The 14,124-nt window shown below is 73.5% G+C and carries 9 protein-coding genes; 4 read left to right on the forward strand and 5 right to left on the reverse strand.

Translation table 11 applies throughout. The annotated features are described in order from the left end of the window. Positions 1-46 precede the first annotated feature (46 nt). On the reverse strand, positions 47-856 hold the full coding sequence (locus AB0E67_RS13200) for an ABC transporter ATP-binding protein (RefSeq protein ID WP_362025542.1): 810 nt from the start codon (positions 854-856) through the stop codon (positions 47-49). A 417-nt stretch (positions 857-1,273) separates the two neighbouring features. Here AB0E67_RS13200 and AB0E67_RS13205 point away from each other — a divergent pair, with 417 nt between their 5' ends. Next, positions 1,274-2,401 carry an aminopeptidase P family protein gene (locus AB0E67_RS13205; RefSeq protein WP_362025046.1) on the forward strand — a complete coding sequence of 376 codons (1,128 nt, stop codon included), beginning with the start codon at positions 1,274-1,276 and terminating at the stop codon, positions 2,399-2,401. A 190-nt stretch (positions 2,402-2,591) separates the two neighbouring features. Here AB0E67_RS13205 and treZ read toward each other — a convergent pair whose 3' ends face one another. Further along, positions 2,592-4,427, reverse strand: coding sequence for a malto-oligosyltrehalose trehalohydrolase (gene treZ / locus AB0E67_RS13210; protein WP_362025049.1), 1,836 nt, complete (start codon positions 4,425-4,427; stop codon positions 2,592-2,594). Positions 4,428-4,625: 198 nt separating this feature from the next. Here treZ and AB0E67_RS13215 point away from each other — a divergent pair, with 198 nt between their 5' ends. Both AB0E67_RS13215 and AB0E67_RS13220 read left to right on the forward strand, forming a co-directional pair. Beyond that, entirely contained in the window at positions 4,626-6,080 is a 1,455-nt protein-coding gene (locus AB0E67_RS13215) for a GH1 family beta-glucosidase (RefSeq protein ID WP_362025052.1), read from the forward strand. A gap of 90 nt (positions 6,081-6,170) precedes the next feature. Further along, entirely contained in the window at positions 6,171-7,319 is a 1,149-nt protein-coding gene (locus tag AB0E67_RS13220) for an alpha-L-fucosidase (protein ID WP_362025055.1), read from the forward strand. Here AB0E67_RS13220 and AB0E67_RS13225 read toward each other — a convergent pair. Further along, positions 7,277-8,245 (reverse strand): GNAT family N-acetyltransferase, encoded by a 969-nt coding sequence (locus tag AB0E67_RS13225; protein WP_362025058.1) that lies wholly within the window; start codon positions 8,243-8,245, stop codon positions 7,277-7,279. The two genes, AB0E67_RS13220 and AB0E67_RS13225, sit on opposite strands and share 43 nt — an antisense overlap. A 187-nt stretch (positions 8,246-8,432) precedes the next feature. Between AB0E67_RS13225 and AB0E67_RS13230 the strand changes: the two genes are divergently transcribed. Further along, positions 8,433-9,002 (forward strand): DUF1707 and FHA domain-containing protein, encoded by a 570-nt coding sequence (locus AB0E67_RS13230; protein WP_362025060.1) that lies wholly within the window; start codon positions 8,433-8,435, stop codon positions 9,000-9,002. A 205-nt stretch (positions 9,003-9,207) separates the two neighbouring features. Here AB0E67_RS13230 and treY read toward each other — a convergent pair whose 3' ends face one another. Together treY and glgX are read right to left on the reverse strand one after the other, a co-directional pair. Further along, on the reverse strand, positions 9,208-11,634 hold the full coding sequence (treY, locus tag AB0E67_RS13235) for a malto-oligosyltrehalose synthase (RefSeq protein WP_362025063.1): 2,427 nt from the start codon (positions 11,632-11,634) through the stop codon (positions 9,208-9,210). Between the two features lie 248 nt (positions 11,635-11,882). After that, entirely contained in the window at positions 11,883-14,093 is a 2,211-nt protein-coding gene (glgX, locus tag AB0E67_RS13240; RefSeq protein WP_362025066.1) for a glycogen debranching protein GlgX, read from the reverse strand. Positions 14,094-14,124: the final 31 nt, after the last annotated feature.

A 14,124-nucleotide genomic window follows, 5' to 3' on the forward strand; every position in this document is an offset into this window, starting at 1 on the left:
TCCGGTCCGGGGCCGGACCGCGCCGCACGGGGCGGCGTGGCGCCCGCTACCGGCCGGCCGGCGCGGTCCGCCGCTCGCGGGACGCGCGTGCCGTGGGCACCACGACGGGGGCGCCGTCGCCGGGCGCGTCCATGATGTCCGCCTCGACCCCGTACAGCTCCCGGACGAGGGCGGCGTCCACCACGTCACGGGCCGCGCCCCGGGCGACGATCCGGCCCCCGTTCATGGCCACCAGGATGTCCGCGTACCGGGCGGCGCCCGCCAGGTCGTGCAGCACCATCACGACCGTGCGGCCGGCCGCCGCCACCTCCCTGACCAGTTCGAGGACCTCGACCGCGTGACCCAGGTCGAGCGCGCTGGTCGGCTCGTCGAGCAGCACGATCGGCGTCTGCTGGGCGAGCACCATCGCAAGCCAGCAGCGCTGGCGCTGGCCGCCGGACAGCTGGTCGATGCGGCGGTCGGCCAGCCCGGTGGTGCCGGTGGCGGACAGGGCCTCGCGCACGGCCCGTTCGTCCTCGCGGGACCACTGCCGGAACAGGCCCTGGTGGGGGTGGCGTCCGTACCGGACGAGACCGGCGACCGTCACCGCCTCCGGAGCCTGCGGGGACTGCGGCAGCAGGGCGATACGGTGTGCGGCGGCGCGCTGGCTCAGCTGCCAGATGTCGGAGTCGCCCGCCCGGACGGTGCCCGACTCCGGGCGGTGGAGGCGGGCGATCGACCGCAGCAGTGTGGACTTGCCGCAGCCGTTGGGGCCGACGATCGCGACGACCTTGCCGGCGGGCACGGAGAGGTCGACCCCGTTCACGACGGTGTGGCCGGGGTATCCGGCGGTGAGCGCCTCGATCGTCAGGTCCATGCCGGGCACCGCCGGGCCCGTGGCGGGCGGTGTGCGGGGCGGGACCGTCGTCGTGGTGGCGTCTGTCATGCCGGTCATGCCTTTCCTCGGGGCTGTCCGGGCCGGAACCGGCGGTCGGGGCCGCTCTCCCGCACCATCAGCATAGGTAAGCCTAGCCTAATCCCTCTTCGGTCTCCCGGAGGCTGCGGTGCACGGCCCGGGCGCGGCCCGCCCGTCAAGCCCGGCGGGCCGCACCGGACTTGGCCGCCGCGCGCCCCGTTCGCGAATGCCGTGCGCGACGCCCCGCACCTCGCCGCAGAGGTACCGCTCCGCGCGTTCCCGCGGGGTGCCGCTCGCGTCGACCCGGTGGGTACGGGCAGGATGCCGTACGCCGTGTCATGTCCCGTCGTGACGTCCCGCGCTCGCCAGGAGGCCCGTATGCCCAGCCCGAACCAGCCCGTGCCCTTCACCGCCGACGACTACCGGGCCCGGATGGCGCGCGCGGCCGACGCCGCCGCCGAGGCGGGGCTCGCGGGGGTGCTGGTCGCCCCCGGCCCCGACCTCGTCCACCTCACCGGCTATCAGCCCGTGAGCACCGAACGCCTCACGCTCCTCGTCCTCACGCCCGGTCAGGACCCCGTCCTCGTCGTCCCGACCCTGGAGGCCCCCGACGCGGCGGAGGCCGTCGGCGGACCGGCCCTCACCCTGCGGGACTGGACCGACGGCAAGGACCCGTACGCCGTCGCCGCCCCGCTCCTGCGGGACCGGGGACGGTACGGGATCAGCGACAACGCCTGGGCCATGCATCTGCTCGGACTGCGGCGCGCGCTCCCGGACACCTCGTACGTCTCCCTCACCGAGGCCCTGCCGATGCTCCGCGCGGTCAAGGACGCCCCCGAGCTGGAGCGGCTCGCGGCCGCCGGGGCCGCGGCCGACGCCACGTACGAGGAGATCCTCAAGGTGCGGTTCTCGGGGCGCAAGGAGACCGACATCGCCGCCGAACTCTCCGACCTGCTCAAGCGGTTCGGGCACTCCCAGGTCGACTTCACCGTCGTCGGCTCCGGCCCGAACGGCGCCAACCCGCACCACGAGGCGGGCGACCGCACCATCGAGCGGGGCGACATGGTGGTGCTCGACTTCGGTGGTCTGAAGCACGGTTACGGCTCCGACACCTCCCGTACGGTCCATGTCGGCGAACCCACCGCCGAGGAGCAGCGGGTCCACGACATCGTGCGGCAGGCGCAGGAGGCGGGCTGCGCCGCGGTCCGGCCCGGGATCGCCTGCCAGGAGGTCGACCGGGCGGCCCGCGCCGTCATCACCGAGTTCGGCTACGGCGAGCGCTTCATCCACCGCACCGGCCACGGCATCGGCGTCACCACCCACGAGCCGCCGTACATGATCGAGGGCGAGGAACGGCCGCTGGTGCCCGGGATGTGCTTCTCGGTGGAGCCGGGCATCTATCTGCCGGGCCGGTTCGGCGTACGGATCGAGGACATCGTGACCGTGACCGAGGACGGCGGCCGACGCCTCAACAACACGGCGCGCGAACTGGCGATCGTCGAGTAGCCGGGCGACCGCGCGGCGCGCGTCGACGGCGGGGAGCCGGGCGGGAGGCGGGGACGCCGGCCCCGGTCCCAGAGCCTGTCGGGTGACCTTCGATCGGAGAGCGGGCGCGGCGTGGTGCGTGCGATTCCAAGGCGCCGGAAGCGTGCGTGCCACGCCGCGTCCGCCCGATCAGAGGTCACCCGACAGGCTCTCAGTCGTCGGCCAGCAGCACGCACGACTCCGGCGGCAGGTGCAGCAGCCCGTCGCTCCCCGGCGCTTCGACGGGCTCCCACGCCGCCACCACCCGGCCGAAGCCGCCCCTGCGCCGCCCGTCGCCCAGCGGGATCGTGGCCGGTCTCCCGTCGAGGTTGACGGCCATGCGCAGATCGCCCCGCCGGTAGGCCAGCCAGCGCGCGTGCTCGTCGAACGCGGTGCGCACCGACGCCAGGTCGGGGTCGGCGAGGTCGGGCAGCGTGCGGCGCAGCGAGATCAGCCGCCGGTACCAGGCCAGCAGGCGGGCGTGCGGCTCCCGGTACGGTTCGCTCCAGTCCAGGCAGGAGCGGTCACGGGTGGCCGGGGCCTGCGGGTCGGGGACGTCGTCGGCGGCCCAGCCGTGCGACGCGAACTCGCGTCGCCTACCGGTGCGGACCGCCTCGGCCAGCGCCGGATCCGTGTGGTCGGTGAAGTACTGCCAGGGGGAGCGGGCGCCCCATTCCTCGCCCATGAACAGCATCGGGGTGAAGGGGCCGGTCAGCACGAGCGCGGCGGCGCAGGCCAGCAGGCCGGGGGAGAGCGTGGCGGCGAGCCGGTCGCCCCGTGCCCGGTTGCCGATCTGGTCGTGGGTCTGGGCGTAGCCGACGAAACGGTGGGCCGGGGTGCGGGCGATGTCGACCGGGCGGCCGTGGGTCCGGCCGCGGAAGGCGGAGTACGTACCGTTGTGGAAGAACCCGCTGGTCACCGTCTTGGCGACGGCGGCCAGCGGGGCGGCGGCGAAGTCCGCGTAGTACCCCTGGGACTCGCCGGTCAGCGCGGTGTGCAGGGCGTGGTGGAAGTCGTCGTTCCACTGGGCGTGCAGTCCGATGCCGCCGGCCTCGCGGGGTGTGGTCGTCCGGGGATCGCAGCGGTCGGACTCGGCGATCAGCGGGAGCGGGCGGCCCAGTTCGGCGGAGAGCGCGTCGGCTGCCGCGGACAGCTCCTCCAGAAAGGTCAGCGCCCGGGAGTCGGCCAGCGCGTGGACCGCGTCCAGCCGCAGCCCGTCGATCCGGTAGTCCCGCAGCCAGGCGAGCGCGCTGCCCAGCAGATAGGCCCGCACCTCGTCCGAGCCGGGTGCGTCGAGGTTGACCGCCGCGCCCCACGGGGTGTGGTGGGTGTCGGTGAAGTACGGGCCGAAGGCCGGGAGGTGGTTGCCCGACGGGCCGAGGTGGTTGTGCACCACGTCCAGGACCACCGCGAGTCCCAGACCGTGCGCCGTGTCGACGAAGCGCTTCAGGCCCGACGGGCCGCCGTACGGCTCGTGAACGGCCCAGGGCGCCACCCCGTCGTACCCCCAGCCGCGGGTGCCGGGGAAGGGGCACACCGGCATCAGCGACACATGGGTGACGCCCAGTGCGGTGAGATGGCCGAGCCGGGCCGCCGCGGCGTCGAAGGTGCCCTCCGGCGTGAACGTACCGATGTGCAGCTCGTACAGGACGGCGCCCGGCAGCCCCCGCCCCGCCCAGGCGTTGCGCCAGGCGTACGCCGAGTGGTCGACGACGGCGCTCGGCCCGTCCGGCCCGTCCGGCTGGCGGCGCGAACGGGGGTCGGGCAGCACGCGTACCCGATCGGCCTCGCCCTCGCCTCGTTCCCCGTCCCCGTTCCGTTCCCCGTGCGCGCCGCCGTCCTCGTTCCCGCCCCCGGCCAGGACGAATCCGTAGCGGTCCCCGTCCGACGCCTCGGCCTCCACCGTCCACCAGCCGGCCCGCTCGGCGTCAGGCGCCATCGCCCTCCGCGCGCCCGCCAGCCACAGATCGACCGCGTCCGCGTCCGGTGCCCATACCTCGAACAGCATGCAACGCTCCTCGTCTTCTCGCGCACCCGTGCCCCGTCGTCGGCAGCAGCCGCGACGGCTGACTCACGACACTGGATCGAGCCCCTTACCGGCGATTAAGGTCTGGTCCTGATCATTGCCCTGCCCGCTTTCGCTCAATACGCACTCCCTCTTACGGCTGTGGAGGCCGAGATGAACGTGCCGCGGTCGAATGTGCCGATGCCGAACGCGCCAGTGCCCGCCGCGCCGGCGCCGAACGGGTCCGGGACGGGCGGGGCCGCGACGACCGCGACCGCGGCCGCGTCCGCCGTGCCCGTGTTCCCGCCCGGTTTCCTCTGGGGGGCATCAGCCTCCGCGTTCCAGACGGAGGGGGCGACCGACACTGACGGCAAGGGGCCCTCCGGCTGGGACGCCTTCGCCGCACAGCCCGGACGTATCAAGGACGGCACCGACGTCGGCCGGGGCACCGGATTCCACCAGCACTACCGCGAGGACGTCGCCCTCCTGGCCGGGCTCGGCGCCGACGCCTTCCGGTTCTCCATCAGCTGGCCGCGCGTGGTGCCCGGCGGCAGCGGCGCCGTCAACCCGCAGGGCCTCGACTTCTACGACCGCCTCGTCGACGAGCTGTGCGCCCACGGCATCACCCCCGCCCCCACCCTCTACCACTGGGACACCCCGCTGCCGCTGGACGAGGCGGGCGGCTGGCTCAACCGGGACACCGCCTACCGCTTCGCGGAGTACGCGGGCATCGTCGCCGAACGCCTCGCCGACCGCGTACCGATGTGGATCACCATCAACGAACCGGCCGAGGTGACCCTGCTCGGCTACGCGCTCGGCCGGCACGCGCCGGGCCACACCCTCCTCTTCGACGCCCTGCCCGCCGCCCACCACCAGCTCCTCGCCCACGGACTGGCCGTGCGCGCGCTGCGCGGCGCGGGCGCCGACAACATCGGCGTCGCCGTCTCGCACACCCCGGTCTGGCCCGCCGGCGACCGCGAGGAGGACCGTTTCGGGGCGGAGCTGTACGACACGATCAGCAACTGGCTCTTCGCCGACCCCATCCTCACCGGCCGCTACCCCGACGAGAACTTCGCCGCGCTGATGCCCGGCCCGGTCGCGGACGACCTCGCGACCATCTCCACCCCGCTCGACTGGTACGGCGTCAACTACTACAACCCCACCCTCGTCGGCGCCCCCGACGCACAGGCCCTCGACTCCTTCTCCGGCTTCGAGATGCCCGCCGAACTCCCCTTCGGCATCCGGGAGATAGAGGGTTACGAGAAGACCGACTTCGGCTGGCCCGTCGTCCCCGACGGACTGCGCGAAACCCTCGTGCAACTGCACGCCCGCTTCGGCGACCGCCTCCCGCCGCTGTACATCACCGAGAACGGCTGCGCCGTCGACGAACCCGCCCGCGACGCCCGCCGGATCGCCTACCTCGAAGGACATCTGAAGGCCCTGCACGCCGCGATCGGCGCGGGCGTCGACGTCCGCGGCTACTTCACCTGGTCGCTGACCGACAACGTCGAGTGGATCGAGGGGGCCAGCAAGCGCTTCGGACTGGTGCACATCGACTACGAGACGCTGCGCCGCACCCCCAAGGACTCCTACGCCTGGTACCGCGACCTGATCCACGCCCAGAAGAACGGACACGCGGCGGCCGGGCACGCCTGACGGCGTCCCGCGCCCGGGTCCCTCACGGCCGCCCATTCACGGCCGCCCGGGCCTTACGAACGGCCCCGCGCGTGATCAATACTTCGCGCCATGGTCGCTTCGTGGTGGTCCCGGGCCCGACTGGGGATCTTCGTGCACTGGACGCCCGCCTCCGTGCCGGGCTGGGCCCCGCCGTACGTCCCCCCGGACGAACTCCCGGCGGAGGGCCGGCGCGCCCCGCTCGCCTGGACGGCGTACGCCGAGTGGTACGAGAACGCGCTCCGCTTTCCCGGAAGCCCCGTCTTCGCCCACCACCGGGCCACCTACGGCACCCGCCCCTACACCGCCTTCGGCGGCGACTTCAACGACGCGCTGGACTCCTGGGACCCGGCCGCCTGGGCCCGCGAGTTCCGGGCCGCCGGTGCCCGCTACGCCGTCCTCGTCACCAAGCACCACGACGGGTTCTGCCTCTGGCGCTCCGAGGTCGCCAACCCGCACCGCACCGGCTGGCACACCGCGCGCGACGTGGTCGGGGAGTTCGCCGAGGCCGTACGGGCGGAGGGGATGCGCTTCGGCGTCCACTACTCCGGAGGACTCGACTGGACCTTCGACGACCGTCCCATCGGCACCGCCGCGGACACCGTCTCCGCGGTCCCGCGCGGCGGCTACCCCGCCTACGCGGACGCGCAGGTGCGCGAACTGATCCGCCGCTACCACCCCGACATCCTCTGGAACTACATCGCCTGGCCCGCCTCCCGGGCCGATGTCCAGCGGCTCCTCGCGTACTACCGGTTCACCGTCCCGCACGGCGTCGTCAACGACCGGCTGTACCCGTACACACCGATGTGGCGCGCGCTGCGGCTGCCGGGGGCCAGGGCGCTGTACGACCGCCGCGAGCACCGCACCGTCGCCCGGGGCGAGGGGTTCGTCCCCCGCAAGCCCCCGTACCACGACTTCCGCACGCCCGAGTTCGCCCGTCGCACCGGCCCCGACCCGTACGAGATCACCCGCGGCGTCGACCACAGCTTCGGCTACAACCGCAACTCCCCGCCCGAGGCGTTCCTCGGCCGGGACGCGCTGGAGGCGCTCGTCCGCGAGACGGCGGCGGAGGGCGGCAACGTGCTGCTCAACGTGGGGCCGCGCGGCGAGGACGCGACGATCCCCGCCGAACAGCGCCTGCGTCTGGAGTGGCTGGCGGAACTCGCCCGCCGGGACGGTCAGTCCCAGACCATGGCGAAGGACCGCCCGAACTCCGCATAGCCGAGGCGGGCGAAGGACGCGGCCATCGGCGCGTTGCCGAGATCGGTCGCGGCCCGGATCCGGTCCACTCCGTCCTGCGCGGCCAGCAGCCGGGTCCCCTCGGAGAGGATGCCGTCCACGTACCCGTGGCCGCGCCGGGCGGGAAGGACACCGATGTACGCGATGACCGGGTTGTAGTCGTTGCGCGCCGGGATCACGAACCCGACCGGCTCGCCGTCCGGCAGTTCGGCGATCCGCCACCACTCGCGCGGCGTGGCGTACAGGGCCAGCTCCTCGTCGTAGTGCTTCTCGGCCGCCTCCCGGGCGCTGAGCCCGGACGCCAGGTCGGCCCGGCCGTGGGCGTCCAGGGTGCCCTCCATCACCGCCGTCATCAGCGCGAGCAGATCCTCACGACCTTCCACCGGGCGGAACCGCAGCCGCCCGTCGTCCGGCGGGACCGGCGTACCGGCGCGCCACTCCAGGCGCAGCCGCTCCACCAGCATCCGCGCCCCGGAGCGCTCCATCACCCGGATCCGCGCCTCGACGCCCTCACGGGTGGCCGGGTCCTCGCGCCAGTCCGGCGGTACGAAACGGCCGTACTCGGGGCGCGTCGCGCCGGCCGGTACGACCGCCGCCGTCGCCGTCTCCAGCAGCCGCAGGCCCGCCTCCTCGCGTTCGGGGCCTGGCAGGGTGTCGTCCAGGTCGAAGACGTCGAGGAGCAGAGGGGCGTCCCCGTCCCGGCTCCACCAGGCGATCCGGGCCACCACGCGCTCGCCGCGCAGCGCCACCCACATCCACCCGGGACGTCGGCGCCCGCTCTCCAGGTCCTCGGCGAGCTCGTCGTCGAGGAGGTAGGACAGCCGGAGAAAGAGCCCGAGTTCGTCCGGGCCGGTCAGCGGACGGATGGTCAGTTCCTGTGACGTCGCTTCCGGTGAAGCTGGGGGCACGAGGTCTCCTCGACGGTTGCGGAAGGCCGCCCGGGGACCACGGGCGGCGCGAGGCGGGAGACGGTAGCAACCGCTCCCCGGCACCGCTCCCGGATTTCGCGGCGGCGCGCGGCCCGGACGGAAGCGTGCCCGTACGGGCCGGGGTTCTTCTGGACACTCCAGGGCGGTCGGGCCGACAATTGGGCGTGTGACGTCCCCCTTCGAGTCCCACACGTACCCCGCGCGGCCGTCGGACGCCCAGCGCGACCGTGTGATCGGCGTACTCAGAGACGGCGCCGCACAGGGCAAGCTGTCGCACGACACGTTCTTGCGCCGCATGGAACTGGCTCTCGTCGCCCGGAGCCCGGAGGAACTGTCCGTCCTTACCGCAGACCTGGCGGGGAGCGAGGGCCGCTGGTCGCGGCGGCTGCTGAAGGCCGTGGGCGGGGTGTCCGGCTTCCCGGGCCGGGTGCGCCGGGTCTGGCGGACCGAACGGCTGCCGAGGCTCCTGCTTCCCGTCCCCGGTCCGTACCCCCTGCTGATCGGCCGCGATCCCGGCAACGGACTGCGGCTCAACCACGAGTCCGTCTCCCGGCTCCACGCCGAACTCACCACGCGGGACGGCCGCTGGATGCTCCGCGACCTCGGCTCGACCAACGGCACCTGCGTCAACGGGCAGCGCGTCGTCGGTGTGGTACGGGTCCGCGAGGGGGACCAGGTGAGCTTCGGGGGAATGAGCTTCCGGCTCACCGCGCCCGCCGTCGAACCTCCCGCCTGACGGCGACGCCCGACGCGCGCCGGACCCGACCGGCCGTGCCCGGTCCGGTCGAGCAGGCAGGTCGGTCCGGCGGCGGTGCGCTGGGGCGCGGACCCGCACAAGTGGGCCGTCACGGCACGAGTGGGTCACCCGGTGCGCACGGCTGTGGGCCGGTGGAAGCGGTGAGCGGGACAAGGGAACGGCCACGGGTTTTGCCGGACGGCCCTCAGCCGGTCCCGGTCCGGGCGAGCAGCGCCACCGGCCGTTCGGCGAACAGCTCGGCGACCGCGACCGAGGGCCCGGTGAACTTCCGGCCCGGCGTCAGCAGATCGGTCCACGGCCCGTCGTCCGGGAGCACCAGCTCCGTGTCGTGCCAGCCGCCCGACTCCGCCAGCCGCAGCGACAGCCGGGTCACCGCCGTGACCACCTCGCCCGAGCGGCAGAACGCCAGACAGTGCGCGGCCGCCGGACCGCGCGCGCTCAGCGGGACGTACGTACCGGATTCCCCGAACACCCCGGGCCGCTCGCGCCGCAGCCGCAGTACCACCGACGTGAGTTCCGCCTTCTCCTCGCAGGGGCCGTCCTCGGGCGGGAGGCGGAAGGGCCGCCGGTTGTCCGGGTCGACCAGCGCCACGTACTCGCGTTCCGTGCCCTGGTACAGATCCGGCACGCCCGGCATCGTCAGATGCACCAGCGCCGCGCAGAGCACATTGGCCCGCGCGTACGGGGCGAGCGTGGCCGTGAACCGGTCCAGCGTCTCGCGCACCCGACCGCCGTCCGCCGCCGGTCCGGCCGCGACGAAGTCCGTCACCGCCCGCTCGTACCCCGGATCGCGCTCGGTCCACGTGGTGGACAGTCCCGCCTCGCGCACCGCCTTCAGCAGTGCCGGTTCCAGCCGTCCCGCCGCCTCCCCGGCCGGCAGCCGCGCGCAGCCCGCGGCCGTCTGCCACGCCTGCCACGCGAACTGCTCGTCGGGCGCGGTCGTGGGGGTCGTCCGCGCCAGCTCCACCACCAGCCAGGACCACTGCTCCGGGCACTCCGTCAGCACCGCGACGCGGGCCCGCACATCGGCGCTCCGCTTGGTGTCGTGCGTGGTCAGGACCGTGGCCGTGGCGGGCCGCTCCCGGGCCAGCCGGGCGCAGAACGCGTGGAACTCGTCCGGTGTCACGGCCGGCCGCCCCGGGTCACCGCCCACCTCGTTCGCCGAGACCAGCGGGACGTACCGGTAGAACGCCGTGTCCTCGACCGACTTGGCGCGCAGCGCCGACGCGGTCTGCGCGAACCGGGCGCAGAACGCGGCCCGGTCGGGCCCCCCGCCCAGCCGACCGAGCGCCAGGTCCCGCACCACGTCCACCGCCGACGCCTCCTCCGGCACGGCGAACGCCGCCTTCGCATCGCGCACGACCACGTCCGGCAGCGTCTCCGGGGGCGTCCCGGGTTCCACATCCGGGGGAGCCCCCGGGCCCACCGCGGAGGCCGCCCTCGGGCGCGGACCGTCCGCCGTCACGTACGCGCGGTAGACCGGCATGCGCACCAGCAGCTCGCGAACGGCGGCGTGCAGGGCCCACGGCGCGTGGTCGCGCAGCGCGGGGTCCTCGGCGCAGACGCGTGCGGCAAGCCTGGTGAGCAGGCCGGTCTCCGCGGCCAGCTCGTGCGTCACGACCTCGTGCGCGGCGCGTCGGACGGTCGCCTTCCACGACCCGCCGCGGTCCATGGCCGGTCCCGCGTGCTCCCGGTAGCGTCCGATCAGCTCCGCGGCCCCCATCGGGTCGACGAAGAGACCGTCGATCCGGTGCAGCGCGTCGTACCCGGTCGTCCCCGCGACGGGCCAGTCGGCGGGGAGCGGCTCGTCACCGGTGAGGATCTTCTCCACGACCGTCCACCGTCCGTCGGCCGCGGCCGCGAGTCGCTCCAGATACGCCCCGGGATCGGCGAGCCCGTCCGGATGGTCGACGCGCAGCCCGTCGATCACCCCGTCCCGGACCAGTTCGAGGATCTTGCCGTGGGTGGCGTCGAAGATCTCCGGGTCCTCGACGCGCACCCCGATGAGACCGGAGATGGTGAAGAACCGGCGGTAGTTCAGTTCGGTACGGGCCAGCCGCCACCAGCAGAGCCGGTAGTGCTGGGCGTCCAGCAGCTCCGGCAGCGGCAGGTGCGCGGTGCCGGCCCGGAGCGGGAACTCCTGCTCGCCGTGGCGGAGCACCTCCCCGTCGACCCGGAACGCGTCCAGCTCGTCGCCGATCCGCCCGCCGAGCACCGGCAGCAGCACCCTGCCGCCGCCCGCCTCCCAGTCGATGTCGAACCAGCGCGCGTACGGTGACGCGGCGCCCTCGCGCAGCACCTCCCACAGCGGGCGGTTGAGGCGCGGCACGGCCGCCATGTGGTTCGGCACGATGTCCACGACCAGCCCGAGGCCGTGCTCCCGGGCCGTACGGGCCAGCCGCCGCAGCCCCTCCTCGCCGCCGAGCTCGGCGCGCACCCGCCCGTGGTCGACCACGTCGTAGCCGTGCCGGGAGCCCGGCACGGCCTCCAGGACCGGGGAGAGATGCAGATGCGAGACCCCGAGTGCGGCGAGGTAGGGCACGGCGTCCTCGGCGGCCGGGAACGGGAAGTCGGGCTGGAGCTGGAGCCGATAGGTGGAGGTGGGCGTCATGCGCCGTTACGTACCCGGCCCGCGCGCCCCTGTGTCACGGAACGCCGCAAAGGGCCCGACCGGCGGTGTCGCGGCCCGCCCCGCGACGCGCCGGGGCGTGCACGCCTGGAACCCGCGCCCGATGCCCGCGCCGGGCGCGCCCGCCGCGCGCGTACGCCGGACACCCTCGCACTCCACGTCCCCGCGTCTCGCCACGTACGTACGCGCGGGCGTGCGAGACGTCCGCACCGGGCAGTCGTGCGCGGCGCCTACGCCGGGCGCTGGAGCACCGCCATGCTCCGCCCGACCAGCGTCACCCGTTCGCCCGCCGATACCTTCGGCCCGCAGCCCGGCAGGACCCCGGCCGGGCGCGCCGTGTCGACGACCACCATCCACTGCCGCCCGTGATGCACCGGCACGCGGAACTCCAGGGTCTCGGCGCTCGCGTTGAACATCAGCAGGAACGAGTCGTCGGAGATCCGCTCGCCGCGCGGCCCCGGCTCCGAGATCGCGTGGCCGTTGAGGAAGACCGTCAGCGCCTTGGCGTGCGCCGCCTGCCAGTCCCGCTGCGTCATCTCCCGGCCCCCGGGCGTGAACCACGCGATGTCCGACAGCTCGTCGTGCGTGCCCTCGACCGGACGGCCGTGGAAGAACCGGCGGCGGCGGAAGACCGGATGGTCGCGGCGGAGCCAGACCATCGCCCGGGTGAACTCCAGCAGGCTGCTGCCCAGACCGTCCGCCTCGCCCGCACCGTCCTCCCGCTCGCCGTCCTCCGCCCCGGACTCGCCGTCCAGGACGCCGCCCTGCGGTCCGCTCCGCGCGGCGTCGGCCGGGTCCGGCCAGTGCACCCACGACAACTCGTTGTCCTGGCAGTACGCGTTGTTGTTGCCGCGCTGGGTGCGCCCGAACTCGTCGCCGTGGCTCAGCATCGGCACGCCCTGGGACACCATCAGCGTGGCGACGAAGTTCCGCATCTGCCGCATCCGGAGCTCCAGGACCTCAGGGTCCTCCGTCTCGCCCTCCGTCCCGCAGTTCCAGGACCGGTTGTAGCTCTCGCCGTCCCGGTTGCCCTCGCCGTTGGCCTCGTTGTGCTTGTCGTTGTATGCGACCAGGTCGTGCAGCGTGAACCCGTCGTGGCAGGTGGCGAAGTTGATCGAGGCGAGCGGGCGCCGCCCGTCGTCCTGGTACAGGTCGGACGAGCCCGTCAGCCGTCCGGCGAACTCGGCGAGCGTCCGCGGCTCGCCCCGCCACAGGTCCCGCACGGTGTCCCGGTACTTGCCGTTCCACTCGGTCCACAGCGGCGGGAAGTTGCCGACCTGGTAGCCGCCCTCGCCCACGTCCCACGGCTCGGCGATCAGTTTCACCTGGCTGACCACCGGATCCTGCTGCACCAGGTCGAAGAACGACGACAGCCGGTCCACCTCGTGGAACTGCCGGGCCAGCGTGGCCGCCAGATCGAACCGGAAGCCGTCGACGTGCATCTCCGTGACCCAGTACCGCAGCGAGTCCATGATCAGCTGGAGCACGTGCGGCGACCGCATCAGCAGGGAGTTCCCCGTCCCCGTGGTGTCCATGTAGTACCGCTGGTCGTCCGCGAGCCGGTAGTACGAGGCGTTGTCGAGGCCCCGGAAGGAGAGCGTCGGCCCCAGGTGGTTGCCCTCGGCGGTGTGGTTGTAGACCACGTCGAGGATCACCTCGATGCCCGCCTGGTGCAGTGCCCGCACCGCCTGCTTGAACTCCAGCACCTGCTCGCCGCGGTCGCCCCAGGAGGCGTAGTCGTTGTGCGGGGCGAAGAACCCGATCGTGTTGTAGCCCCAGTAGTTGGCCAGCCCCGCGTCCACCAACCGGTGGTCCTGGACGAACTGGTGAACGGGCATCAGTTCGATCGCGGTGACGCCGAGTTCGGTCAGATGGGCGATCACCTCCGGATGGGCCAGTCCCGCGTACGTTCCGCGCAACTCCTTCGGGAGCCCCGGATGGAGCATCGTCAGGCCCTTCACATGGGCCTCGTAGATCACCGTGCGGTGGTAGTCGGTACGCGGCCGCCGGTCGTCGCCCCAGTCGAAGTACGGGTTCACCACGACCGAGGTCATGGTGTGCGGCGCCGAGTCGAGGTCGTTGCGCGCGTCGGGCCGGCCGAACGGATAGCCGTACACCGCCTCGCCCCACCGGACCTGCCCGGCCACGGCCCTGGCGTACGGATCGAGCAGCAGCTTCGCCGAATTGCAGCGGACCCCGCGCTCGGGCTCGTACGGGCCGTGCACCCGGAAGCCGTACCGCTGTCCGGGCATCACCCCGGGCAGATAGGCGTGGCGGACGAAGGCGTCGGTCTCCCTGAGCTCCACCGCCGTCTCGGAACCGTCGTCGTGCAGCAGGCACAACTCGATTCGGTGGGCGGCCTCCGAGAAGACCGCGAAGTTGGTCCCGGCGCCGTCGTACGTGGCTCCGAGGGGATACGCCTGTCCCGGCCAGACCTGCATAGCTTCGACTCTTCCACTTCTGATCCGGGTG

It is taken from the genome of Streptomyces sp. NPDC032161 (assembly GCF_040636995.1).
In the GTDB taxonomy this organism is placed as follows: Bacteria; Actinomycetota; Actinomycetes; order Streptomycetales; family Streptomycetaceae; genus Streptomyces.

What these genes read in the sequence shown, in the direction of transcription:
- AB0E67_RS13205 (WP_362025046.1), top strand. Translation starts at nt 1,274, where the DNA reads ATGCCCAGCCCGAACCAGCCCGTGCCCTTCACCGCCGACGACTACCGG.
- glgX (WP_362025066.1), bottom strand. Translation starts at nt 14,093, where the DNA reads ATGCAGGTCTGGCCGGGACAGGCGTATCCCCTCGGAGCCACGTACGAC.
- treZ (WP_362025049.1), bottom strand. Translation starts at nt 4,427, where the DNA reads ATGCTGTTCGAGGTATGGGCACCGGACGCGGACGCGGTCGATCTGTGG.
- AB0E67_RS13200 (WP_362025542.1), bottom strand. Translation starts at nt 856, where the DNA reads ATGGACCTGACGATCGAGGCGCTCACCGCCGGATACCCCGGCCACACC.
- AB0E67_RS13220 (WP_362025055.1), top strand. Translation starts at nt 6,171, where the DNA reads ATGGTCGCTTCGTGGTGGTCCCGGGCCCGACTGGGGATCTTCGTGCAC.
- AB0E67_RS13215 (WP_362025052.1), top strand. Translation starts at nt 4,626, where the DNA reads ATGCCGAACGCGCCAGTGCCCGCCGCGCCGGCGCCGAACGGGTCCGGG.
- treY (WP_362025063.1), bottom strand. Translation starts at nt 11,634, where the DNA reads ATGACGCCCACCTCCACCTATCGGCTCCAGCTCCAGCCCGACTTCCCG.